Below are 25,445 nucleotides of genomic sequence, written 5' to 3'. Positions count from 1 at the left end.
ACACTGTGCGTCATCGTTAAACGAGCACCGATGGACATGGCATTAAGAGTCGCAATTAATGGATTTGGTCGTATAGGGCGCAGTGTATTGCGAGCCCTGTATGAGAGTGGCAAGCACGATCGCATTCAAGTGGTCGCGATTAATGAGCTCGCAGAGCCCGAGGCGATGGCGCATCTGCTGCAATATGACTCAAGCCATGGTCGTTTCGGCTGGCCGGTTTCCTATAACCAAGAACACTTGTTTGTCGCCACCGACAGCATTCGTCTGCTTCACTTACCGGAACTTCAGCTTTTACCTTGGCGTGACCTTGATGTGGATATTGTCTTGGACTGCACGGGCAAATTTGGTACGCGTCAAGATGGGGAGGCCCATATTGCCGCGGGCGCTAAAAAAGTCCTTTTCTCTCACCCCGCCAGCCAAGACGTGGATAGAACCGTTATTTACGGGGTCAATCATGATGCATTGACCGCCGATGACCGCATTGTTTCCAATGGTTCTTGTACCACTAATTGTATCGTCCCGGTGATCAAAGCCTTGGACGAACACTTTGGGATTGAGTCCGGCACCATCACCACCATTCATTCTTCAATGAATGACCAGCAGGTGATTGATGCGTATCACTCTGATCTGCGCCGCACACGTACTGCCAGCCAGTCTATTATTCCAGTGGATACCAAACTCCATGTTGGAATTGGTAGGATTTTTCCGAAATTTTCTGACAAATTTGAGGCGATCTCGGTCCGTGTGCCGACGATAAACGTGACAGCGATGGATTTAAGTGTCACTGTACGTACTAAAGTGAAAGTTAATGACGTAAATCAAGCTCTGCAGACGGCATCTCGATGTACATTAGACGGTATACTGGATTATACCGAAGCGCCCTTGGTATCGATTGACTTTAACCACGACTCGCACAGCGCCATTGTCGATGGATCGCAAACACGGGTCAGTGATCACCAGCTGATTAAAACGCTGGTTTGGTGTGATAACGAGTGGGGCTTTGCCAACCGAATGTTAGATACCACACTTGCCATGGCGTAATAGACGCAAGCGTGGGTGGGGTGTTGCCCTGATTAAATCAGTTTCAATTTGCAACCTTATAGCGAGGACCATATGTCTGTAATTAAGATGACCGACTTAGATCTTGCCGGAAAGCGTGTGTTTATCCGTGCTGATCTGAACGTGCCTGTAAAAGACGGTAAAGTGACCTCTGATGCACGTATTTTGGCATCATTGCCTACGATTAAGCACTGCTTAGAAGCCGGTGCAAAAGTCATGGTGACCTCTCACCTCGGCCGCCCTGAAGAAGGCCAGCCTGAAGATCAGTATTCACTGCAGCCAGTAGTGAACTACCTAGATGACGCACTTGATTGTCAGGTCAGCCTCGCGAAAGACTATCTAGACGGCCTTGAGCTTAACGCCGGTGAGCTGGTGGTGCTTGAGAACGTTCGCTTCAACAAAGGCGAGAAGAAGAACGACGAAGCGCTGTCTAAAAAGTACGCGGCACTGTGCGATATTTTTGTGATGGATGCATTTGGTACGGCTCACCGCGCCCAAGCCTCAACTCATGGTGTGGGCACGTATGCGCCTGTGGCTTGCGCTGGCCCATTGCTGGCTAACGAGCTTGAGGCATTAGGCAAAGCGATGGACAACCCGGCACGCCCAATGGTGGCGATTGTGGGTGGTTCAAAAGTGTCTACCAAGCTGACGGTACTGAAATCACTGTCAACCGTGGCAGACCAACTGGTTGTCGGTGGTGGTATCGCCAACACCTTTATCGCCGCTGACGGTCACAATGTTGGTAAGTCGCTGTATGAGGCGGACTTAGTCGACACGGCGAAATCTCTAATGGAAGAGTGCCATATTCCTGTTGCCACCGACGTGGCGTGTGCGAAGGCATTTGATGAAAACGCGGAAGCAGAGATCAAGCGCGTTGAAGATGTGCAAGACGACGATATGATTTTTGACCTCGGTCCTGAATCAACCCAAGCGTTGGCGGACATTTTGAAAAATGCCAAAACCATTCTGTGGAATGGCCCTGTTGGCGTGTTTGAGTTTAAGAACTTTGAAGCGGGCACGGCAGGCATTTCAAAAGCGATCGCGGAGTCTGAAGGCTTCTCTGTTGCGGGTGGCGGCGATACCCTCGCAGCGATTGATAAGTTTGGTATCCAAGCTGATGTGTCTTACATCTCAACCGGTGGCGGTGCTTTCCTAGAGTTTGTTGAAGGCAAGCCTCTACCTGCGGTAGAAATGCTGGAAGCACGTGCGAAAGACGCATAAACCAGATAATAAAACGGGAGTGACATCTCCCGTTCTTGCTTTCGTTTGACTACAATAGGCCGAGTCGTAAACGATTGCACCCGATTGATAAAGGTGCCTCAGGCATCTTTACTCAGTTCAGCAAAGACAACCCGAGTGAATAGGACAAGAGCCATGTCTAAAGTTTTTGATTTTGTAAAACCTGGCGTTATCTTTGGCGATGACGTTCAGAAAGTATTTGAAGTTGCCAAAGAGAACAAGTTTGCATTGCCTGCAGTCAACGTCGTTAACACTGACTCAATCAACGCAGTGATGGAAGCCGCGGCGAAAGTAAAAGCGCCAGTGGTTATCCAGTTCTCTAACGGTGGTGCGGGTTTCTTCCCGGGCAAAGGTCTGAAACTAGAAGGCCAAGAAGCGCAAATTAAAGGCGCTGTTGCCGGTGCGAAATACGTTCACGCGATGGCTGAAGTCTACGGTGTGCCTGTGATCATGCACACTGACCACGCAGCGAAGAAACTACTGCCGTGGATTGATGGCCTACTTGACGCGGGTGAAGCCTTCTTCAAAGAGCACGGCAAACCGCTTTTCTCTTCTCATATGATTGACCTGTCTGAAGAGTCGCTTGAAGAGAACATGGAAATCTGTGCCGAATATCTTGCGCGCATGGACAAAATGGGCATGACGCTAGAAATCGAACTGGGTATTACGGGTGGTGAAGAAGACGGCGTGGATAACAGCGATGTTGATACAGCTGATCTTTACACCAAGCCAGAAGAAGTGGCTTACGCATACGAAAAACTGTCAGCCGTTAGCCACCGTTTCACCATTGCTGCGTCATTCGGTAACGTACACGGTGTTTACAAACCAGGTAACGTGGTACTTAAGCCAGAAATCCTACGTGAATCACAGGCTTACTGCTCAGAGAAATTTGGTCTACCGACCAATGGTCTGAACTTCGTCTTCCATGGCGGCTCGGGTTCTTCTGAAGCACAAATTCAAGAATCCATTGGCTACGGTGTGATCAAAATGAACATCGATACCGATACTCAGTGGGCGACTTGGGATGGTATTCGTCAGTATTACCAAGACAACGAAGGCTACCTACAAACTCAAATCGGTAACCCGAAAGGTGACGATCAACCTAACAAAAAATTCTATGACCCACGCGTTTGGCTACGTAAAGGGCAAGAGTCGATGGTTGCGCGCCTTGAGCAAGCTTTCAAAGACCTCAACGCAGTTGACGTCCTGTAAACGTCACAACAGTGTTGAATGTAAAAGCCCGCCACTTGGCGGGTTTTTTTATATCTTCGTGATACTGACTCGTATCATTGCGGAGACATTTCGCGTGAATGAGATAGACAGCGACCAGTAAAAGGCTGTTAACATAGGGTTACCGTTTATCCCAACTTGAAGAGGGAAAGTGAATGAGTGAGGAAAACACAATGGTAGAGGGTGCTAAATGGGCACAGACTTGGTTGATGGATAATCAAGATCTGTTGACGCAGTACGGGGTGAACATTATTTCTGCGCTACTGATCTTGGTGATTGGTAACCTTGTGATCAAAGGTTTGGCCAACTCCATGGCGGGGGTGATGCGTAAGCGCAACATGGATAACGCGGTGGTGGAATTTCTCCACGGCCTCGTGCGTTACTTGTTGTTTGTGATCGTTTTGATTGCCGCGTTGAGCCGTGTGGGTGTACAAACGGCGTCTGTGATTGCCATCTTAGGTGCCGCAGGTTTGGCCGTGGGGCTGGCTTTGCAAGGCTCGTTAGCAAACTTTGCCGCCGGGGTATTAATCGTGATGTTCCGTCCGTTTAAATCGGGCGATTACGTCGAATTGGCCGGAGTCGCGGGCTCTGTTGAGTCCATTCAAGTGTTCTCTACGGTGCTCACTACCCCGGATAACAAAATGGTGGTGGTGCCAAATGGGTCGGTGATCAGCAGCCCAATCACTAACTATTCCAAGCATGCCACACGCCGTGTTGACTTGACGATTGGCGTCGCGTACAGCGCGGATTTAAAGAAAACCAAAACGGTGTTGATGGATATTCTGACCCAACATCCCTTGATTCTGAAAGATCCTGAACCCAATGTGGCGGTGATGACGTTAGCCGACTCATCGGTCAATTTTGTGGTGCGCCCTTGGGTGAAAACAGAAGACTACTGGAGCGTTTACTTTGAGCTGCTGCCAACCATCAAAGAAGCGCTGGACGAACATGGTATTGAAATTCCATTCCCGCAAATGAGTGTTCACGTCGAGCGCAGCGAGCGCCAAGCATAACCTCACGGTCGGTGATAGCCATTATGGATGCGGCAGCGTGGCCGCATCCCTGTTTTTTAACTTGCCAGTAAACGTGCGTAAAGGCCGAGTGCGAGCTTACCGGCCACGAATAACATCATACTCGCCATGAGTAGATCGAGCAGTCGCCGGATTGAGGGAGTGGATAGCCACGGTGACAAGCGTGCGGCCCCTGCCGATAAGCCGTAAAACCAAAGGCACGATCCCATTAGGGCCCCAACAGTAAAAGCGACGCGTTCATCGAACGCAAATTGGCCACCAATTGCACCCAACACCACCACGGTATCGAGATACACATGCGGATTGAGCAAGGTCACCGCCAAGGCGCCAATGATCACTGCGCGGCGGCCTCGACTCATGGTGGGGGCTTCCATTGACGCCTCTTGGTTGTGTTGACGTGCGCTCTGGATAAACTGCCACGCGTAGACACTCAAAAAGCCGATCCCTGCGAGCGTGATGGTATTGAGCAGTATAGGGTAACTTGCCAATAAGGCCCCTCCGCCAAAAATCCCACTTGAGATCAAGATGATATCGCAGATAAAGCAGATCGACGCTGTGGTCATATGGTGTTCACGGCTGATACCTTGGTTAATCACATACGCATTTTGCGCGCCAATGGGAATAATCATGGTCAGGCTCAAGCCTAAGCCCTGAAGGGCGACTAAAAAACTGCTCACTCTGTTTTCCTTTTCTCTCCGAGTATGGCTCTCACTTTAAGCAGGAATGCCTATTAAGGGAACTTAAATATATTTATAGTTAATTAGTAAAACTAATAAGGAGAGCGAGATGGATTATCGAGGCGTGGAGGCGTTAGATGCGGTGATTTCCTGGGGAAGTTTTGAACGTGCAGCCGCGGCATTGTTTATCACCCAGTCAGCGGTATCACAACGCATCAAGCAACTGGAGCGACAAATCGCTCAACCTGTGATGGTGCGCGAGCAACCGCCAAAACCCACAGCGATAGGCCAGCGTCTTCTAGGGCTTTATCGACGCGTGCAACTGCTGGAGCAAGAAACCTTGCCCGAGCTGGCGCCCGGTGTTGATGGATCAGCTTTGTCAGTGTCGATTGCCACCAATGCAGACAGTTTAGCCACTTGGCTGCTTTTGGCTCTTGCCCCGCTGACCACCCATCAAGCGATTGATTTTAATCTATTGGTGGAAGATGAGAGCCGTACACTCAATAAAATGCGCAGTGGTGAAGCGGTTGCGGCGATCAGTACCGATTCCACGCCAATGCACGGTTGTGACTGCCGCTATTTAGGCACCATGGACTACAGTTGTGTGGCCACGCCGTCATTTGCCCAGCGATACTTTGCCGATGGGATTGATAGAGAAGCGTTAATGGCAGCGCCAGCGGTGATCTTTGATGCGCATGATGATATGCACGCGGACTTTTTGGCGGCCTACTATGCGATGCCTGCTGCGGGCTGGCGCCGGCATATTGTTCGCTCGTCGGAGGCGTTTGTAGCGATGGCGTTGCAGAGCATGGCTTATTGCCTGATCCCAAGGGTTATGGTCTCAGAGCAGTTAGCCGACGGACGTTTAGTGGACGTGATGCCGGGAAAAGTCGAATCACGCCATTTATACTGGCATTTTTGGGCAATGGAAAGTGGCGTATTGGCCGAGATCACCCATGCCTGTCAGCTCGCGGCGAAGGAAGCACTCGCCCAATATTGACACAACGTTGACGTTGGCCAGGGAGCATTTTTCGTTTTTAGGCGTCTGACAGGTGTGACTTACTATTATCGGGTTCCAAAGGAGAGACTATGCACAAATTTAAAGCAATGCTTTGCCTGACTAGCGCCTTGGTGACAGCACCAGCCGCGATGGCCAATATTGATTTTCCGCATTTGGACATTACCGGTGTCGGGGAAGTGACGGCTGCGCCTGATATGGCCACGATTGATGTGGGGGTGGTGACCGAGCGAAAAACGGCAAAAGCGGCAAAAGCCGCATCCGACAAAGCGGTCACGGCGTTTATCAATCGGCTGTCGGCACAAGGGGTAAAGCGCGAACAAATCGAGAGTGCGCATATTCAGCTGTCACCGCGTTATCAACACGTCAAAGACAAAGCGCCTGAGCTGATTGGCTACCGTGCTGAGCGCCAGGTTACCGTGACACTTAACCAGCTCGATAAGTTGAATGCAGTGTTAGATGGGGCGCTGGGCGAGGGGATTAACCGAATCCGGCAAGTGCAGCTAACCAGTAGTGACCAGTCGGCATTGAAAGATAAAGCCCGTGAGGCGGCGGTCAATGATGCCAAAACAAAAGCTGAATCGCTCGCGAAAAGCCTGGATATGCGTCTCGATGGCGTCTGGCAAATTCGCTATCGGTCCAGCAATCCACGCCCTGTGATGATGAATGCCGAGATGCGCAGCGGCAGCGCCGATGTCGCCGCAAGCTATCAAGATGCGACCATGCAGGTGCGTGATCAGGTTGATATTATTTTCCGTCTTGATGACTAATAGCCTTGTCGACCACTGTGATCAAAAAAGGGCGCTGGTGCGCCCTCCCTTTTTTACCATTGATTCTGTGTTTGAATCTTATGCCGTTGGATTGATAGGTTTGCCATCGGCATCGGTGGTTTCACTGTCTTGCTTGCCATTACGGCGCGCCAGACGTTGTTCCCAGTAATCGGCATTTTTGATGCCAAGCTTAACGGGATCGAAGGTGTAGGTTTCTACCCCTCTGGCCTGTTGCTCTTCATAATCTTTTAGCGCCTTAAGGGCTGGCTTAGAGATAAAGAAGATGATGATGATGCCAACAATGTTTAACCACGCCATCAAACCCACACCGGCATCACCAAACGCCCAAGCGAGGTTAGCACTCCGCACACAGCCGTAGAACACGGCGGACATCAGCACCACTTTCAGCGCAAACATCATCCCTGGAACCTTGATCGTGCGACGCAGGTAGGCAATGTTGGTTTCGGCAATGTAGTAGTAGGCCAAAATGGTGGTAAAGGCGAAGAAGAAGAGTGCAAAGGCGATAAAGGGTTTACCTAGGCCAGGCATCGCTGCTTCAATCGCCAGCTGGGTAAACTCAGGGCTGTTTGCCGCGACCGAAGATGCCAAGTTTTGCACGATATAGGCTTCACCCGGACCATGGACGTTGTAAGCACCGGTGATGATGATCATAAACGCGGTTGCCGAGCAAACCAGCAAGGTGTCGATGTACACCGAGAAGGATTGCACCAAACCTTGTTGGGCTGGGTGGTCAACGTTGGCAGCAGCAGCAGCGTGTGGACCTGTCCCTTGACCGGCTTCGTTGGAGTAAACACCACGTTTAACCCCCCAACCAATAGCTGCACCCGCACCTGCCATCGGTGTGAAGGCATCGCCGATGATCATAGAAACCACGGCGGGAATTTCACTGATGTTCAACAGAATGATGACAAACGCAATAATGATGTACGCCAGCGCCATGAAAGGCACCACGATTTGCGTAAAGTGGGCAATACGTTTAACACCGCCGAAAATGATGAACCCGAGCACGATAGAGATGAAGGCACCGGTAATCACTTTCGACACTTCAAGTGCACCAAACATCGCGGTATCAACCATGGCGCCAGAGCCAAACGCGGTTTCGACCGCATTACCAATCGCATTGGATTGTACCCCAGGTAGCATCACACCACAGGCGAGTAGGGTCGCGAGCGCGAAGAGGATGGCATACCATTTCTGTCCCATCGCTTTTTCGATGTAATAAGCAGGACCACCACGGAACTCACCATTGTCTTCTTCTTTATAAATTTGTGCCAAGGTTGATTCAGTGTAAGCGGTTGCCGCGCCTAGAAAAGCAACGACCCACATCCAGAATACCGCGCCAGGGCCACCAAAACCGATAGCAGCGGCGACGCCAGCAATATTACCTGTACCGACACGGCCAGAGAGTGATACTGCTAAGGCTTGGAAGGAAGAAATCCCTTTGGTTGAGCTTTTCCCTGAAAAGAGCAGTCGCCACATTTCGGAGAAGTGACGGATTTGAACAAAGCGCGTCAGTATGGAGTAAAACAGTCCCGCACCCAAACAGGTGTAAATCAGAACCGGACTCCATATGATGCTATTTAAGAAATCGACAAACGATTGCATAGTGAGTTCCTTCTACTGTGTTTGCATCATGTTTTGTTGTTATCGCGAATAGCATCTTAAACTGATTTTCAGTTCAATTGTTAATATTTTGTGTCTTTATATTGCACGATGTGTGAATCTGATCGTTTTGTGCTCAACAAAATGGACGCCGGTAGCGAAAAAAAGGAGGCCTTTACGGGCCTCCTTGAGTAATTCCTTATATATCAGCGAGTCAGTCAGGCTGATAGGTGTCTAGTTCTATTTGCGTTTTTTTGGCTTTTTGACTTTGCTCGAGTTTTTAACGCTTTGCTTCTTTTTTTTCTTCTTGTGCTCTGCTTTTTTATGTTTAGGCTTCAAGCCATCAATGGTTCGCTCTTTAATCTCTTCATCCATGTAGCGCGTGATCCTATCCATCATCGGTTGATCATGGGCTTCGACCAGTGAAATGGCAGAGCCTTTCTTGCCTGCGCGCGCCGTGCGACCAATACGGTGCAGATAGACATCAGCCGTGCGCGGGAGATCATAGTTGATCACATGGGTAATATCTGGAACATCAATGCCGCGTGCCGCGACATCCGTGGCCAGTAGGACCTTCACTTTTCCTTCGCTAAACCGGTTAATGGCATTGTTACGTTTCGCTTGTTGCATTTCACCTTGGATCCAGGCGCAATCCAGTTGTTGTGACTGCATATAGTCACGAAGCTCCGCCAAGCGTTCACGTGTTTTAATAAATACAATCGCGCGCTCTGCCTGTTCGGTAACAATGGATTTAAGCAAGGCGCGTTTATGCTCCAAATCATCACAGCGGTGATACCACTGGGTGATTTTTTTACGCTCGCGGCGCGGTGGTGTCACATCCACCAATTCAGGGTTATCTAGCAGATTATCAGTAAAGCCTGCCACACCGCGCCCTTCTAATGTGGCTGAGAACAGCATGGTCTGACGTCGGCGTTGACACTCATCAGAGAGTCGGTTGACCGCATTCGCAAACCCCATATCGAGCATCCGGTCTGCTTCATCTAAGATCAGGCATTCAACGGCGCGGCAATCGAATCGCTCAGCTTCAATGTACTCCATCAAACGGCCAGGCGTTGCCACCACAATATCCTGTGTTTTACCCAGCTGCTCCGCGTGCTCTTGGTATGAAATCCCGCCGGTGATGGTGAAGATCTTAAGACTGGTATTTTTCGCTAATGCGCGCGCTTCATCAGCCACCTGAATGGCTAACTCACGCGTGGGGGTGAGAACCAGTACGCGACCTGGCCCGGGTTTTTGCCGCGGAAAGTCGAGTAAGTGCTGCAACATGGGCAGCAAAAAAGCCGCCGTTTTGCCGGTTCCCGTTGGGGCGGAGGCAAGGATGTCACGTCCATCCATACCGTGGGGGATAACCTCAGATTGGATCAGCGTAGGGCGCTGATAGCCCATATCGTCAAGTGCACTGAGCAGTTCTGGATCCAGCTCGAGTTCGGCAAAGCTTCGCACAGGTAATTCTCCAAGGATAGTTAAGCGCGGTATTATAGACGCAAATAGTGTAAATGGGCAGCGCGCCCAAGGCCAATGATAGCGAGGCGCTGCTCGATTTGGCTTACGAGAGTTTAAGGTAAAATGCTCGCGTCAGATCGGCAAAAGCCTGCGTGTAGGTGCCATCTTGCTCGCGCACCGCGATCGTATCAGATCTGACCGCGCCCGTCGTCGGGCTTAGCGTGAATAATACGCGAGAGGGGGCTTTTTCCGGTGTGGGGCTGACCAACACGCGACGCTGTAAGTAAAGCCCTTGTGCTTGTGCATTCTCAATGAATGCATTGGCTTCTTTGGTAGGCAAAATCAGATCCGCACACCCTGTGGGGGCGAGTAACCGCTTTAGACAGGCAATAAGCGCGGGATGGCTTAAGGTACTGGCATGTCTGGCAACGGCCCGTTGTGGGTTGCTTGAAAGCGCACCACTGGTGAAATAAGGGGGATTGCAGACAATATGTTGCCACTGTTCGCGACACGCAAAGTCGTTAATATCACCGTGGTGCAATTGGATTTGCGCGGCAAACCGTGACGCTCTCACATTTAACGTGGCGCAGTGAAAGGCGGACGGATCGAACTCGACCGCCGTCAGCGATAGATGAGCAAAACGTTGTGCTAACATCAGCGCTAACAAACCGGTTCCTGTCCCGATGTCCAAGCTGTTGCTCGCCGTCCCAGGCTGAGCCCAAGCGCCTAGCAGTACACCATCTGTACTGACTTTCATGCCACAATTGCCGTGGTCGATAACAAATTGTTTAAAGCGAAATTGGCTCATGTGTCCTGCACTCTGGCGACGTAGTGGCATCAAGAGTTAGCATTTTTGTCTTTTGTGTAACCACTATGTTATCGATATTGATCGTTAAAAAATACCATGGATAACATGATAGATAGTTTATTGAGCTGATTGTTATTGCTAAAGCAGAAGATCACAAGGTTTTTTGTCAATGCCTTTACTGTGACTATGAACTTCTTCATTATTCTGCGCTCTGCCCATCGTCTGAAACAAAATATTATAAATGAGCGTTTCAGCTGGGTGAAACATTATTGATTGCAAACACTATCTTCAAGCTGTAGGTATACATCGTGACTAAACGTTTAAAATTAGTAGATATTTTAGCGTTAGGTTTTATGACCTTTGCCTTTTTCTTAGGCGCTGGAAATATAATCTTTCCCCCACAAGCTGGCATGTTAGCCGGTGATCATTACACCGCCGCGATGATCGGATTTTTGATCACCGCGGTCGGTCTTCCTTTAATCGGTATTATTGCGGTTGCAGTGGCAGGCGGCGGCTGGAAGGGCCTGACCCGTGATCTGCCAACGGGTGTCGCGACACTGATGGCCGTGCTGATTTTTATCATTATTGGCCCTGCTTTTGCCGCCCCTCGCGCCGGACTGGTTGCCTATGAAATTGGTTTTAAACCTTTTTTATCTGCGCCAGGACAGTTAGAGCTGGGCGCTTTCTCTGTGGTCTTTTTTGCCGTCGCGATGTTTTTCTCGCTATCTCAAGGCAAACTGATTGATACCATCGGTAAGTTCTTGACGCCTCTGCTCTTCGCGGCGCTCGCAATTTTGGCTATCGCAGTGATCATCAATCCTCAAGGCGACGTGGTGGCCGCGCAGGGTAGCTATGTTGAAAACGCGCTGACAACCGGCTTTTTGGAAGGTTATAACACCATGGATACCTTTGCGGCCTTGATGTTCGGCATGTTGATTGTCGATGTGATCCGCAAAAAAGGTATCGAAGACAACAAAGCAACCTGCATGTACCTGATTTACGCCGGTATTATTGCCGCGGCTGGATTGGCGTTTGTGTACGTGTCGCTGTTCTATTTAGGCTCAACCGCCAGTGTGGTGGCGCAAGGGACGCAAAATGGCGGCGAAATCATGGCCGCTTACGTGGATGCACTGTTTGGCCCGGTCGGGCAAATGATCCTCGCGGCGATTATTGGCCTGGCGTGTTTGACCACTGTGATTGGGTTGGTGAGTGCGTGTGCCGATTACTTTAGCTCGCTCACATCATGGACCTACCGTCGCTGGGTGGTCGTCGTCGCGACTGTCTGTGCGGTGGTGGCCAATGTGGGTCTTAAACAGCTTATCGCTATTTCTATTCCTGTCTTATTCGCATTATACCCGGTTGCGATTGCACTGATTGGCTTGACCTTCATCCGTCGCTGGTTACCAAACCCAGCGCTAGGGTATCGCCTCGTGTTGGGCGTGGCGCTACTCTTTAGCTTGCTTGATGCGGCAAAAGTCATGGGCGCTGACATGAGTGCCTTTAGCTTCCTACCGCTGTTTGATGTCGGTATGGCCTGGCTGCTGCCCACACTGGTGGCAATGGGCGTGGCAAAGTTTGTTGGATCACGTGCTAATGCGCTAGCGGAAGCCTAATCATGTTGACCGCGACATAGTCGTGAAGAAAAACCGCGCTGGTTGGGCGCGGTTTTTTTATTTGAGGGGATTAAACAGGCCGCGTATCAGAGTAACGCTTGGTACTCGACCAGCACTTGCTCGCACCAGTTTTGGATCCGTTCGTCACTGAGTTCGTACTCAGAGTCTTCATCAAGGGCAAGACCGACAAATTGCTTGCCGTCCTCAGTGACGGCTTTTGAGGCATCAAAACGGTAACCTTCGGTAGACCAGTAACCGATAAACTGTGCGCCACAGCCTTGTAGTTGCTGATGGAGCATGCCCATGGCATCCAGATACCATTCGGCGTATCCTTCTTGGTCGCCCAAGCCAAACAAGGCGATGACTTTGCCGTCTAGTTGGAGACTATCAATGTCTTGCCAAACCGCTTCCCAATCTTCTTGTAGCTCACCAAAATCCCAGGTTGAGATCCCAAGTAGCAGCAAATCGTAATCTGCCATTTTGGCGAGCGGTGTTTCTTTGACATTATGTAGTTCGACCAAATCATCACCGATAAAGTCACGGATTTTCTCCGCGGCCATTTCGGTGTAGCAGGTGGTAGAACCATAAAAAAGACCGATTTTCATAGCACGACTCGTTTGTGTGTCATGGGCGCAGTTTACCTGCTCAACGGTAATATGATCCAGCAACAGGAAGCGACATTTTGTATAATCGCGGCTGGCCGTGACCCAAGTGATGGGCGTGTTTTTTCGATTAATAACCAAGTGGGCTGAAGGTGACGAACAACATTGAACGCATCGAGCAATTTTTGGATGCTATGTGGATGGAGCGCGGGCTCTCCGAAAACACGTTAAATTCGTATCGCACAGATTTATTGAAGCTGTGCCATTGGCTCGATACTCGCTCGCTGGTAGCGGTGAGCAAGCAAGACTTACAAGATTACCAATATTGGCTACATGAGCAGGGCTACCAATCCAGCACGCGCAGTCGTATGGTGTCGGCGTTGCGTCGCCTATTCCAGTACTTGTATCGCCAGAAGTTGCGTCCCGACGACCCCAGTGCCACTCTGATCAGTCCGAAACAGCCCAAGCGACTACCGAAAGATCTCACGGAGGATCAAATCGATGCACTATTAATGGCACCGAATACCGACGATCCGCTTGAGCTTAGAGACAAAGCCATGTTGGAGCTGTTATATGCGACGGGTTTGCGAGTGACAGAGCTTATCGGGCTGACGATGGAGAATGTGAGCTTGCGCCAAGGTGTGGTGCGAGTGTCTGGTAAAGGGGATAAAGAACGCTTGGTGCCGATGGGAGAGTCGGCCGTGGATTGGCTGGAGCACTATTTGGCGTATAGTCGCCCGCTATTGCTGGGAGAGACCAGTACTGATGTGTTTTTCCCAAGCAAACGAGCACGTCAGATGACACGGCAAACCTTTTGGCATCGCATCAAGTATTACGCGCAACTGGCAGGGATTGAGACCGATGAACTGTCGCCGCATGTTTTACGTCATGCGTTTGCGACTCACTTACTCAATCATGGGGCCGATTTACGCGTGGTGCAGATGTTACTTGGACACAGTGACCTATCGACGACGCAAATCTATACCCATGTGGCCACCGAGCGTTTGAAGCAGCTGCATCAAACACACCACCCACGCGGCTAACCGATAACTGGTGACAACTTCATGATAGAAATAAAAAGACGTACGCCGTCAGTGACACCGGCATTCAGCGATGCCATTCCGCCGCTATTGCAACGCTTATACGCTAACCGTGGTTTAAAGGAAGACAGCGAGCTCAACCGCAGCGTGGCTGGCTTGCATCAATACCAAGCGTTAACCGGGATTGATGCTGCCGTTAACTTGCTCGCTGAGGCGCTTAAGACCCATCAATCGATCTTGATTGTGGGTGACTTTGACGCCGATGGCGCGACATCGTCAGCGCTCTCCGTCAAAGCCTTACGCATGATGGGTGCCTCCCGTGTCGATTACCTGGTGCCAAACCGCTTTGACGATGGCTACGGCTTAAGCCCTGAGGTGGTTGACCAAGCCGCGGAGCGGGGAGCAGAGCTTATTATGACCGTGGACAACGGGGTATCCTCATTGGCGGGGGTGGCGCACGCCAAAGCGCTCGGTATGCAGGTGCTGGTGACCGATCACCATCTACCGGGTGAGACACTGCCTGAGGCCGACGCCATGGTGAACCCGAATCTGGATGACTGTGGTTTTCCCTCGAAGGCGCTTGCCGGTGTGGGGGTCGCCTTTTATTTGATGCTGGCGCTGCGTGCGCATTTGCGCGACCAAGGGTGGTTTGAGCAGCAGGGACTGGCCATCCCTAACTTAGCCGAGTTGCTGGATTTGGTCGCGCTGGGCACGGTCGCCGACGTGGTAGCGTTAGATGGTAATAACCGTATTCTTGTACATCAGGGGTTGCAGCGGATCCGCGCTGGGCGTTGCCGCCCGGGGATCCAGGCGCTCATCGAGGTGGCCAATCGCAACATGGCCACGCTTGTCGCCAGTGATTTCGGCTTTGCATTGGGGCCAAGGATCAATGCCGCGGGGCGTTTAGATGATATGGCGTTTGGGGTCGAGCTTTTACTGTGTGACAACATTCATGCAGCCAGACGCATGGCGTCTGAGCTGGATGCGCTCAATCAAACTCGCAAAGATATAGAGCAAGGCATGAAGCAAGAAGCCGTGGCTTGGTGTGAGCGCTTGATTGCCGAACAGTCCGAGCAAGAATTGCCGGTAGGGCTGGCGTTGTTTCAGCGTGACTGGCACCAAGGCGTGATTGGGATCCTCGCCTCGCGCTTAAAAGATCAATTTCACCGCCCTGTGATTGCGTTTGCCGATGGGGGGGATGGACTGATAAAAGGTTCAGCGCGTTCGATTCCGGGTTTGCATATGCGCGATACATTGGATCGGATTGATACCTTAAATCCTGGATTAATTAAAAAGTTTGGCGGCCATGCCATGGCGGCTGGATTGACCATCGACGAAGCACAGTTTGATACCTTCGCCAAGCAGTTTGATGCGCAGGTGCGTGAGCAGGTCAGTGAGGACGACTTAAAAGGTGTCTTGTTAAGTGATGGTCCCTTACAAAGTCACGAGCTGGGATTAGAGACAGCCGAAACCATTCAATCAGGCGGCCCTTGGGGGCAAGGCTTCCCGGAGCCGCAGTTCGATGGCCTTTTTAAGGTGCTGCAGCAAAAACTGGTGGGCGGCAAACACTTAAAATTGATGGTCGAGCCGGAAGGCGGCGGCACCATGATTGATGCCATTGCTTTTAACGTTGATTTGCGTCGCTGGCCCGATCCCAGTACCAAGACGTTACGACTCGTTTACCGCCTGGATATCAATGAGTTTCGCGGTAATCGTAGCGCCCAGTTGATCATCTCTCACCTTGAAGCCGCTTAAATATGCGGCTTTTTCCATCACGCCCTGTTTATTGGCGCGACAATTCGCTAAAATTCGGCGGTTAAATTTCCGCTAATAATGAAGATGCTTGACCATGTTTGAGATTAATCCAATCAAAAATCGCCTCGCCGATATCGCCGAACGTACCGATGTCCTCCGGGGGTATCTTTGACTATGATGCTAAAAAAGAGCGTCTAGAAGAAGTTAATGCCGAGTTAGAACAACCGGACGTGTGGAATGAACCACAACGTGCACAAGCGCTGGGTAAAGAGCGTGCTTCCCTTGAAGCGGTGGTGGAAACCATCGAGCAACTGACTCAAGGCGGCGAAGACGTCAACGAACTGCTGATGCTGGCCGTCGAGGAAGACGATCAAGAAACCTTTGACGAGGTGGAGCCGGAGCTGGTGGAGCTTGAAGCCAAGCTAACCAAGCTAGAATTCCGCCGCATGTTTTCTGGTGAGCACGATGCGTCTGATTGCTATATTGACCTGCAAGCCGGGTCAGGCGGTACTGAAGCGCAAGATTGGACCAACATGATGCTCCGCATGTACTTGCGCTGGGCGGATGCGAAAGGCTTCAAAGCTGAAGTGATTGAAGTGTCTGAGGGGGATGTGGCTGGATTAAAATCTGCCACGGTACGCATCACCGGTGAATACGCCTACGGCTGGCTACGCACGGAAACGGGCGTTCATCGTCTGGTGCGTAAATCGCCTTTCGACTCGGGGGGCCGTCGTCATACCTCGTTTGCCTCGGCGTTTGTGTACCCGGAAATCGATGACAACATTGATATCGATATTAACCCATCAGATTTACGGATTGATGTCTACCGAGCTTCTGGTGCGGGTGGGCAGCACGTTAACACCACCGAGTCAGCAGTGCGGATCACCCACGTGCCGACCAACACCGTGGTGCAGTGCCAAAACGATCGCTCACAGCATAAAAACAAAGATCAGGCGATGAAACAGCTGCGTGCGAAGTTGTTTGAGCTTGAGCTACAAAAGCAAAACGCGGAAAAACAAGCCAACGAAGACGCCAAATCTGATATCGGTTGGGGCAGCCAGATCCGCTCCTACGTATTAGATGATTCGCGTATCAAAGACTTGCGTACCGGTATTGAAAACCGCAATACGCAGGCCGTTCTCGACGGCGACTTGGACAAATTTATTGAAGCCAGCCTCAAATCTGGCCTGTAATGACGAATTAATGTAAAGGGTTTTCTATGACTGACCAGTTACCAGATGAAAATAAGCTGATTGCCGAGCGTCGTGCCAAGCTTACTCACATTCGTGAAAATTGTAAGGCAAACGGCCATCCTAATGATTTCCGTCGTGAGCACTTAGCGGCTGACTTGCAAGCTGAATTTGGCGAGAAAGAAAAAGCGGAACTCGAAACACTGGACCACAAAGTGACCATTGCGGGCCGCATCATGGCTAAACGCGGTCCATTTATGGTGGTACAAGATGTCTCGGGCCGTATTCAAGCCTATGCGTCAAAAGACGTGCAAAAGGCGCTGAAAGCCGAGTACCAAGGCTTAGATATCGGTGACATTATTGGCGTGCACGGTGCGCTACATAAATCTGGTAAAGGCGATCTGTATGTCAACATGGAGCGCTACCAACTGCTGACGAAAGCCTTGCGTCCGCTACCGGAAAAATTCCATGGGCTAGCTGACCAAGAGCTGCGCTATCGTCAGCGCTATGTGGACCTGATTGTCAACGAAGAGTCGCGTCACGCTTTTCAAGTGCGTTCAAGTGTGGTCACCGCCATCCGTAATTACATGGTGGAAAAACACTTTATGGAAGTGGAAACGCCGATGATGCACGTCATCCCAGGCGGTGCTACCGCGCGTCCCTTTACCACCCACCATAATGCACTTGATATCGACATGTACTTACGTGTGGCGCCCGAGCTTTATTTAAAGCGTTTGGTTGTCGGCGGCTTTGAGCGTGTGTTTGAAGTGAACCGTAACTTCCGTAATGAAGGGCTTTCACCGCGTCATAATCCTGAATTCACCATGATGGAATTCTATATGGCGTATGCCGATTACAATGATCTGATGGATCTTACGGAAGACATGCTCTCTCGCGTGGCGCTGGACGTGATGGGACAGTCTGTATTGCCTTATGGTGAGCATGAGATTAATTTCGCAGGGCCTTATCCGCGAATGACCATGCTCGATGCTATCAAGCAATATAACCCTGATCATGCTGATATTCAGGCGCTGACGTATGAGACGGTACAAGATCGTGATCACCTTGCCTCGATAGCGAAATCACTCAAAATCAGTGTTGAGTCATTCTGGACGGCTGGACAGTTGCTGGAAGAGATCTTTGGTGAGACAGCTGAACCGCAGTTGATTCAGCCAACTTTTATCACCGAATATCCGGCCGATATTTCACCGCTGGCGCGTCGCAATGATGATAACCCGTTTGTGACCGACCGTTTTGAATTCTTCGTCGGTGGGCGTGAAGTAGCAAATGGCTTCTCCGAGCTTAACGACGCAGAAGACCAAGATGCACGCTTCAAAGCCCAGGTAGATGCCAAAGATGCCGGTGATGATGAGGCGATGTATTATGATGCGGATTATATCAACGCACTCGAGCATGGGTTGCCACCGACGGCGGGACAAGGAATTGGTATCGACCGATTGGTGATGTTATTCACCAACACGCATACGATTCGTGATGTGATCTTGTTCCCAGCCATGCGCCCACAGCAAGGCAGTTAATACTGGACAGACCACAGCACAAGCGGCTCAATGAGCCGCTTTTTTTGCGCCTTGTGTCGTTGTTTTCTCAAAAACCTGCGATATTTTATCTGGATTTTTCAGATATCTGGCTACAATTATCCGTATTACAACCCATCGCATGTCTCTTTATTGAGACAGATTAGGACTCGCCCTTCTTTATAATAGGGGCTTGATTCGCTGGCAAAAAAGACAGAATGGATGTAAGGCAGGTGTTATGGGATTCGATTCGGGGACTGACAAAACCTTGAGCTCACTCGTCGTTGTCGGCGGGACCTATGAGCCTTGGTTAGCGACCCTTGAGCAAGCTGGTTGGCATTGTCATCGCTGTTATGATTTGCGAGCCGCGCAGTCATTGCTACAAGATATCGGCCCTTGTATAGGTATTGTCGATTTAAGTCATGATGACTTTAGCCTTAATGGTGTGGCATCACTGGTTAACCGCAATAAACAGGTGCGCTGGCTAGCTTTAGTTAGAGAAAACCAACTGACAAACGAAGCCATTTGCCAGTTTATTGTCAGCTTTTGTATTGATTACTTCACCTCGCCCGTTCCTAACTCGCAGTTGATGAGCACCATTGGTCACCAATTGGGTATGTTGCGCCTTGAGCGACAAGTATGGCCGCAACTGGGCGATCATAGCGATATGGGTTTGGAAGGCGCCAGCCCAGCGATGAAAAAGTTGCGTGATCAAGTCAGGCGTGTCGCGCCCACTGATGTGTCTGTATTGATAGCCGGCGAGAGCGGTACAGGCAAGGAGCTGGTAGCGCAAGCAGTTCATCATGCCTCAACCCGTGCAAAAGCGCGATTTGAGTCGATTAAATGCTCGGCGCTTGCCGACGAGCAAATGCAGCAAGCGCTATTGGGCGACGAGCATTCGCGTGGAAAAATCCGCCAATGCCATAAAGGCACCCTCTTTTTTGACGAGATTGGTGACCTGCCGCTGCATTTACAAGGGCACTTATTGCACTTGCTGCAAGAGGGCACCTTAGATATCAGCCATGACAAATACGAACACGACCTGGATGTGCGGGTGATTGCCTCGACCCATATGGATTTGGAGAAACGTGTGGCTGAGGGGCTTTTTCGTGAAGATCTGTATTACCGGCTAAATGTGCTGCGCATTAATATGCCTTCATTAAAAGACCGTCAGTCTGATGTACCTGATTTGGCAGAATACTTTTTGCTTAAGTTTGCACGTCAATACAACACACAAGCGAGGACGTTTTCCGACGAAGCCAAGCGTGTGTTGAGCAGTTACTCGTGGCCGGGTAATGTGCGCGAGCTGATTAATCAGGTGAAACGGGCAGTACTGTTGGCCGATCATCTGGTGATTGAAGCGGAGCACTTAGATCTTCCTCGTCAGGGAGATTATAAACAAAGCTTACGTAAAATCCGTGAAGAGTCTGAACGAGACGCCCTGATCGCCGTCCTTGAAGAGAATAAAGGACAAGTGTCGGCGGCGGCTAAAGAGCTTGGTGTATCACGTGCGACTATGTATCGGCTATTGAACAAACACAACTTGATCCCCTCGCCGCGTACCTTCCGTCAGTAAATCACTTGTCCCCATGATGTTGAGGGCTGAAAACTCAGCCCTGCTGGGATTGCGCATTTGGGATTGGAAACAGATAGTCGTACAGCCAGTTATAAACAAACGCATACACGAGATAAAATAGGACTAGCCCGATATCCATACTGAGTGCTTGCCAAAAGCTCATCGACAGCCACCACATGATAAAGGGAATGGTCGCAATCAGCAGTCCGGCTTCAAAGATCACCGCATGCAGCAGACGCAGCGGTAAGGTTTTAAGCACTGAGCCCCGCCATGCCAGCATCGCTTTATCAAAGCCAATGTTGTAGACATAATTCCAAAGGGTGGCGAGCACCGAAAAAATCGCGCCCATGATCCCAAGGTGACCGATGTCCGCCCCGAGGATCCAATTGAGCCCCAAGACCACCAAGATCAAGCCCGTTAGTTCAAAACCGATAGCATGACGCCATCTATCTGCTTTTGTTCGCATCAGATTTCCGGTTGCGATTGGATAATGCGGCAAGATTACACGTAATGACCAACAACGCAACCGAGACGTCTCCAGGTAACGAATTATTGTGGCGTTTGGCGGTGGGCGATGAATTCAAAGCTGTACTGATGCAAGCGAAAGTAGTTCACGGTATATTCAAACGGTGTCCCGTCGACAAGCTCACTGACGGATTCGACCCGCAATATGGGCGTATTTTCCCGGGTGTTGAAGCGCGCGGCGAGTGAGGTTGACGTACTATCTGGCCAGACACATTGGCGACTTTTCGCGATCTGCATCCCCTTATGTCGCTCGATATAGTCGTATTTTGATGTTTGCATCACTTCGATACTGAGATCGGTAAACATGGCCACCGGCAGGTAGGTGCACTCAAGGATTTCTGGCTCGCCATCAATCAAACGAAGACGTTGGATTTCATAAATCAACGTCCCTTCCTCCAAGTTCAATTTACTGGCAATGGTGTGGCTACAAGGTGACGTTTCAAATGCGATCACTTTTGAGCTGGGTGTTTTGCCTTGTGCGGAGACCTCTTCGATAAACCCCATCAGTTGAAAGGCGTTGTGCTGTGCTTTAGGGGCTTTTACATAACTGCCGCTACCTCGGACGCGGTAAAGCAGATCGTTATCAACCAACACTTTCATCGCTTTACGTATGGTGACGCGGCTGACGTCATAGGTGGCTTGTAGCGTAGCCTCAGTCGGCATCATCGCGCCCGGTGTGAGGGTGCCATCTTTAATCTGCTCAGTGAGTAAATCGGCTATTTGCATGTAGCGAGGTTTCAACATGTCGGCTCCTTTTGGGCTGCATTTCCCATCATAACAAACTGTGATCGATAATACATTTAAAGTACATAAGTAGGCTTTCACTGTGTTGTCGATCAATAAATGCCCTCTTGTGTATTCTTAAAGTGTTATTTATGTAATACATTTAAGATACATATTAAGAGGAGGCACGATGATGAAACCACAAAAGCTCACTATCGTCGGGGGTGGAAGCACCTATACATTGGGAATGATCAATAGCTTGATTGCTGAAAAAGCCGCATTTCCGCTCAGCAAAATCACCTTTTATGATATTGATGAACAAAGACAAGCCTCGAATGCAAAAGCGACGGAGATCTTGCTGCGCGAGGCTTATCCTGAGGTCGAAGAGTTTGTTTATACCACGGATAAAGAAACCGCATTTTCTGATGCCGATTTCTTCTTTATTCAGATTCGCACGGGTGGGTTACCGATGCGTGAGCGTGATGAGCAGGTTCCACTCTCTTATGGCTGTGTCGGTCAAGAAACCTGTGGCGCGGGCGGCATGGCGTATGGACTACGCTCGATAGGTGACATGATCACTCTCGTGAATGACATCCGTCACTTTGCTCCGGATGCTTGGATTTTAAACTATACCAATCCCGCAGCCATTGTCGCTGAAGCCTTACAGCGTGAGTTTCCTCATGACAACCGCATTCTAAACATCTGCGACATGCCCGCTGCCATTATGGTGAGTTATGCCCAATTACTCGGCTGCGAAATCTGGGACTTGGTGCCGGAATACTTTGGGCTGAATCACTTTGGATGGTTTACCAAGGTACGAAACCGAGAAGGTGTTGACCTGACCGATGAGATTAAACGCATCATTTTGGAAGAGGGGATCAGTGCCGTTGATCCAGAAATTGCAGATGACCCTTCATGGCAAGCAACGTTCAAGAACATGCAAACCATGCTAAAAGACAACCCGCAGTATTTACCCAATACTTACCTGCAATACTACTTATATCCAGAAAAAATGGTGGAAAAAGAAGATATTGCTAATACGCGTGCGCGCCAAGTGATCAATGGGCGAGAAAAGCGCGTGTTTAGCCTGAATGAGCGCATCATTGCCGCGGGCACTACCGCCAATGAGCGCCTCCACGCGGATATTCATGGGCGCTATATGGTGCGTGTAGCGGCCTCCTTGGCCTATAACCGTGGCGAGACGTATCTGGTTATCGTACCGAATGATGGGGCGATCCCCAATATTCAGAATGATGCCATGGTGGAAGTGCCGGCCGCGTTAACCAATGACGGCCCGAAACGTTTTGCGGTCGGAACCATCCCGACGTTCCAAAAAGCACTGATCGAAGGCCAACTTGGCTACGAAAAGCTGGTCGTGGATGCATGGTTTAGCGGGGATCGACAAACACTGGTCAACGCGCTCACGCTCAATCGAACCGTCGTGGATGTGCCAAAAGCGCAGCAAATCGTCGATGAGCTCTTACGTGTGAACGGCGACTATCTACCTCAATTTCATTAATAATACGATGCCCCAGACACTATCTGGGGCCAAAATCTGGGAGCGATCATCATGAAAGATATGATCCAGCGCTTTGGCGCAGCAATGTTTGTCCCTGTGCTCCTCTTTCCAGCAGCCGGTATGTTATTAGGCTTATCGGTGATGCTGCTCAACCAAGATCTCTTTCCTTGGGCAGTGGAAGGCAGTGCATGGGTTAAAGTGTCAACGATCCTTCTCCAAGCCTCGTTGGCGGTGTTTAAAAATATGGCCTTGGTGTTTGCGGTCGGGTTACCGATAGCACTAGCAAAATCTGCATCTGGGCGCGCAGTGCTTGCCACACTGGTGTCATACATCACCTTTAATTATGTGATTGGTGGCATTTTACAGTTCTGGGGACCTGAGCTTGGGGTGAACTATGTGGAGGGTGAGCGTGGGCTTACTGATGTGGGCGGTATACTGACTTTGGATACTAACCTATTGGGCGCCATCGTCATTGCTAGCCTCTCCGTTTGGGTTCACAACCGTTTCTTCGACAAAAAACTGCCAAACTGGGCGGCCGTGTTTGGTGGCACACCTTTGGTGGTCATTGTGAGTTTTCCGATTATGGTACTCATGGCGATCATCACCTGTTTTACCTGGCCAAGTATTCAGCACGGCATTAATAATCTACAAACCTTTTTAGTCGGTGCGGGGTCATTCGGGGTGTGGATGTTCACCTTCCTTGAGCGGATTATGATCCCAACGGGGCTGCATCACTTTGTCTATGGCCCGGTATTTTATGGACCTGTAGCAGTGGATGGCGGCACAGTGGCCCATTGGATTCAAAATATCCAAAACTTTGCCAGCAATCCTGCTCCCTTAACCGAGCAATTCCCGCAAGGTGGCTTGATGTTGACTGGCATGGGAAAAGTCTTTGGTTGTACGGGGATTGCTATGGCGCTTTACGCAACCGCGAAGCCAGAAAATAAGAAAATGGTGCTCGGCTTGGTGCTTGGGGCGGCATTGACGGCCATTCTTACTGGGATCACCGAACCGATTGAGTTTACCTTCTTGTTTATCGCGCCGGCATTGTTTGCACTCCACGCAGTATTGGCAGCCACCATGGCAACCATTGCCTATTGGTTTGGTGTTTCAGGTAACTTTCAAACTGGGCTTATCGACTTTATTTTTCAAAATTGGCTACCGCTAGGCAGCTTGCATGGTGACACCTATATTGTGCAAGTGCTCATCGGCCTGAGTTTCACCGCTATCTACTTTGTGGTGTTCCGCGCGCTGATTTTGAAGTTTGATATTCCCACTCCGGGTCGAGGTAGCGCAGAGGCGAAGCTTTATACCAAAGCCGATTATAAGGACGCGCACCAGAGTGATTCATCGAGCGGAGTGATTGATAGTGGACAAGCGAGTGCGTTTATTGAAGGGCTAGGTGGCAAAGACAACATAGCCTTGCTGACCAATTGTGCCACGCGGTTACGTATCAAGGTACATGAGCCAGAAAAAGTGGCAGAAACACAATATTTTCAAGAGCATGGTGCAGTAAACATGGTACGTAATGGTGATAGCTTTCAAATTATTGTTGGCTTAACTGTACCTCAGGTTCGCGAAGAAATGACGCAATTGACACAAGCTTAATGGCTTCGCTGATTGCTCAGCATGTGAGGCGTCATTAATAAGCAGCTATTAACGCACTCCATCGTTAGCGGGCGGCCAAACTCAGGGTCGCTCGCGCTGTTATCTTTCCTCTTGAGACATCTCAACAATATTGCATAAGCACCGGTCATCAACGCACGCTGTCTCACTTCGATAGCACAACTCATTGCATTTTATCGATTGTTAGTTGACTGAATAGCACAATCCCCCATGTCTTTATTGCTAGACAGAGCGTTGCGCTTTATTTAAACAATATTTATATAACTTATTGATGTTGAATATAAGTTATTGAATAATAATATCTCCATTCACGCAGATTCTTTTGCCTAGGAGGTAAATGCCATGACTTATTATCCGATGAAAAAATTCGCTGTCATCGTTGCCTCTGCGCGTCACTGTGCCAACCACTTGGCTCAGGATACCCGCTCACGCATCTGACTCTGCGTCCAACTGTAACTGGTCGCAGGTATAACGCGACCAGTTTGCAGTCCCACTTCGCTTTATGCCTGTGGCCTCCTATAAGCCAAAAGGAGAGCCATCATGACTCAACTATCTTTATTACCCTTAGCCCAAGCACTGGTACGTTTGGATGCGATTCGTCAGCGTCGTGCGAGCACACACCGTTATCGCTACACAGATGTGGCGTTAAATCGTCACCTACAGCGTGATATTGGTATTGCGCCTGACAAACAAGACGCCTTGCCCGTTAGCACACAATTTGCGGCAAAACGTTATCTGGTGACATGGCGACGACGATGGCGGTGGCTATAATGGGCCCTAGAAAGCGGCGTATCGGTTGATACGCCGCCCCATCATCGAATA

22 protein-coding genes are annotated in these 25,445 nt (G+C 50.1%); 15 read left to right on the top strand and 7 right to left on the bottom strand.

The features are described from left to right. Positions 1-36: 36 nt before the first annotated feature. The 4 genes from epd (at position 37) to mscS (ending at position 4,541) form a co-directional block, all read left to right on the top strand. A complete protein-coding gene (gene epd, locus FCN78_RS10990) occupies positions 37-1,041 on the top strand; it encodes an erythrose-4-phosphate dehydrogenase (RefSeq protein ID WP_069362153.1) in 1,005 nt (334 codons plus the stop codon). Positions 1,042-1,113: 72 nt separating this feature from the next. Then, positions 1,114-2,280 carry a phosphoglycerate kinase gene (locus tag FCN78_RS10985; protein ID WP_069362095.1) on the top strand — a complete coding sequence of 389 codons (1,167 nt, stop codon included), beginning with the start codon at positions 1,114-1,116 and terminating at the stop codon, positions 2,278-2,280. Between the two features lie 153 nt (positions 2,281-2,433). Beyond that, entirely contained in the window at positions 2,434-3,510 is a 1,077-nt protein-coding gene (fbaA, locus tag FCN78_RS10980) for a class II fructose-bisphosphate aldolase (RefSeq protein WP_077486873.1), read from the top strand. A 173-nt stretch (positions 3,511-3,683) separates the two neighbouring features. Beyond that, positions 3,684-4,541: a small-conductance mechanosensitive channel MscS gene (gene mscS / locus FCN78_RS10975; RefSeq protein ID WP_069362097.1), complete on the top strand. Its 858-nt coding sequence runs from the start codon at positions 3,684-3,686 to the stop codon at positions 4,539-4,541. Positions 4,542-4,597: 56 nt separating this feature from the next. Here mscS and FCN78_RS10970 read toward each other — a convergent pair whose 3' ends face one another. Then, on the bottom strand, positions 4,598-5,188 hold the full coding sequence (locus tag FCN78_RS10970) for a LysE/ArgO family amino acid transporter (RefSeq protein WP_069362154.1): 591 nt from the start codon (positions 5,186-5,188) through the stop codon (positions 4,598-4,600). Positions 5,189-5,345: 157 nt separating this feature from the next. On the opposite strand from FCN78_RS10970, the gene FCN78_RS10965 reads away from it, so the two are divergent. Then, positions 5,346-6,236 carry a LysR family transcriptional regulator ArgP gene (locus tag FCN78_RS10965; RefSeq protein WP_077659588.1) on the top strand — a complete coding sequence of 297 codons (891 nt, stop codon included), beginning with the start codon at positions 5,346-5,348 and terminating at the stop codon, positions 6,234-6,236. A gap of 89 nt (positions 6,237-6,325) precedes the next feature. Further along, on the top strand, positions 6,326-7,024 hold the full coding sequence (locus tag FCN78_RS10960) for an oxidative stress defense protein (RefSeq protein WP_077522854.1): 699 nt from the start codon (positions 6,326-6,328) through the stop codon (positions 7,022-7,024). A 78-nt stretch (positions 7,025-7,102) separates the two neighbouring features. On the opposite strand, the gene FCN78_RS10955 is transcribed toward FCN78_RS10960, so the two are convergent. The 3 genes from FCN78_RS10955 to FCN78_RS10945 form a co-directional block, all read right to left on the bottom strand. Further along, positions 7,103-8,650 carry an alanine/glycine:cation symporter family protein gene (locus FCN78_RS10955; RefSeq protein WP_077486870.1) on the bottom strand — a complete coding sequence of 516 codons (1,548 nt, stop codon included), beginning with the start codon at positions 8,648-8,650 and terminating at the stop codon, positions 7,103-7,105. Positions 8,651-8,887: 237 nt separating this feature from the next. Continuing rightward, positions 8,888-10,111 (bottom strand): ATP-dependent RNA helicase SrmB, encoded by a 1,224-nt coding sequence (gene srmB, locus FCN78_RS10950; RefSeq protein WP_077605626.1) that lies wholly within the window; start codon positions 10,109-10,111, stop codon positions 8,888-8,890. A 103-nt stretch (positions 10,112-10,214) separates the two neighbouring features. After that, the gene (locus tag FCN78_RS10945; protein WP_158012823.1) at positions 10,215-10,919 is read right to left on the bottom strand and encodes a tRNA1(Val) (adenine(37)-N6)-methyltransferase; all 705 of its coding nucleotides are present in this window, start codon (positions 10,917-10,919) and stop codon (positions 10,215-10,217) included. 308 nt (positions 10,920-11,227) lie between these two features. On the opposite strand from FCN78_RS10945, the gene brnQ reads away from it, so the two are divergent. Continuing rightward, complete coding sequence (brnQ, locus tag FCN78_RS10940; protein ID WP_077486867.1) at positions 11,228-12,532, top strand: branched-chain amino acid transport system II carrier protein; 1,305 nt, start codon at positions 11,228-11,230, stop codon at positions 12,530-12,532. Between the two features lie 86 nt (positions 12,533-12,618). On the opposite strand, the gene fldB is transcribed toward brnQ, so the two are convergent. Continuing rightward, positions 12,619-13,137, bottom strand: coding sequence for a flavodoxin FldB (fldB, locus tag FCN78_RS10935; RefSeq protein ID WP_069362101.1), 519 nt, complete (start codon positions 13,135-13,137; stop codon positions 12,619-12,621). Between the two features lie 149 nt (positions 13,138-13,286). Between fldB and xerD the strand changes: the two genes are divergently transcribed. The 5 genes from xerD to FCN78_RS10910 all read left to right on the top strand — a co-directional run bounded on the left by xerD (position 13,287) and on the right by FCN78_RS10910 (position 20,230). After that, complete coding sequence (gene xerD, locus FCN78_RS10930) at positions 13,287-14,177, top strand: site-specific tyrosine recombinase XerD (protein WP_077605624.1); 891 nt, start codon at positions 13,287-13,289, stop codon at positions 14,175-14,177. A gap of 21 nt (positions 14,178-14,198) precedes the next feature. After that, complete coding sequence (recJ, locus tag FCN78_RS10925; RefSeq protein ID WP_077649822.1) at positions 14,199-15,929, top strand: single-stranded-DNA-specific exonuclease RecJ; 1,731 nt, start codon at positions 14,199-14,201, stop codon at positions 15,927-15,929. Between the two features lie 94 nt (positions 15,930-16,023). After that, a protein-coding gene (prfB, locus tag FCN78_RS10920; RefSeq protein ID WP_100298016.1) for a peptide chain release factor 2 occupies positions 16,024-17,122 on the top strand; the annotation gives its coding sequence in 2 pieces (ribosomal slippage) (positions 16,024-16,098 and positions 16,100-17,122; 1,098 coding nt in all). 26 nt (positions 17,123-17,148) lie between these two features. Then, positions 17,149-18,657, top strand: a complete 1,509-nt coding sequence (gene lysS / locus FCN78_RS10915; protein ID WP_077486864.1) for a lysine--tRNA ligase — start codon at positions 17,149-17,151, stop codon at positions 18,655-18,657. A 235-nt stretch (positions 18,658-18,892) separates the two neighbouring features. Beyond that, positions 18,893-20,230, top strand: coding sequence for a sigma-54-dependent transcriptional regulator (locus tag FCN78_RS10910; protein WP_069362104.1), 1,338 nt, complete (start codon positions 18,893-18,895; stop codon positions 20,228-20,230). A 34-nt stretch (positions 20,231-20,264) separates the two neighbouring features. On the opposite strand, the gene FCN78_RS10905 is transcribed toward FCN78_RS10910, so the two are convergent. Together FCN78_RS10905 and FCN78_RS10900 are read right to left on the bottom strand one after the other, a co-directional pair. Then, positions 20,265-20,696, bottom strand: a complete 432-nt coding sequence (locus FCN78_RS10905; protein WP_069362105.1) for a PACE efflux transporter — start codon at positions 20,694-20,696, stop codon at positions 20,265-20,267. Positions 20,697-20,779: 83 nt separating this feature from the next. After that, positions 20,780-21,499, bottom strand: a complete 720-nt coding sequence (locus tag FCN78_RS10900; RefSeq protein WP_069362106.1) for a GntR family transcriptional regulator — start codon at positions 21,497-21,499, stop codon at positions 20,780-20,782. Between the two features lie 169 nt (positions 21,500-21,668). On the opposite strand from FCN78_RS10900, the gene FCN78_RS10895 reads away from it, so the two are divergent. The 3 genes from FCN78_RS10895 (at position 21,669) to FCN78_RS10885 (ending at position 25,394) form a co-directional block, all read left to right on the top strand. After that, entirely contained in the window at positions 21,669-22,997 is a 1,329-nt protein-coding gene (locus FCN78_RS10895) for a 6-phospho-alpha-glucosidase (RefSeq protein ID WP_235607590.1), read from the top strand. A gap of 51 nt (positions 22,998-23,048) precedes the next feature. Then, complete coding sequence (locus FCN78_RS10890) at positions 23,049-24,605, top strand: alpha-glucoside-specific PTS transporter subunit IIBC (protein WP_069362107.1); 1,557 nt, start codon at positions 23,049-23,051, stop codon at positions 24,603-24,605. Positions 24,606-25,163: 558 nt separating this feature from the next. Further along, the gene (locus FCN78_RS10885; RefSeq protein ID WP_069362108.1) at positions 25,164-25,394 is read left to right on the top strand and encodes a hypothetical protein; all 231 of its coding nucleotides are present in this window, start codon (positions 25,164-25,166) and stop codon (positions 25,392-25,394) included. Positions 25,395-25,445: the final 51 nt, after the last annotated feature.

The sequence above is a fragment of the Salinivibrio kushneri genome, assembly GCF_005280275.1.
GTDB classification, from domain to species: domain Bacteria; phylum Pseudomonadota; class Gammaproteobacteria; order Enterobacterales; family Vibrionaceae; genus Salinivibrio; species Salinivibrio kushneri.
The sequence above is the reverse complement of the archived record's forward strand: the minus strand, read 5'-3'. Positions and strand labels throughout refer to the sequence as shown.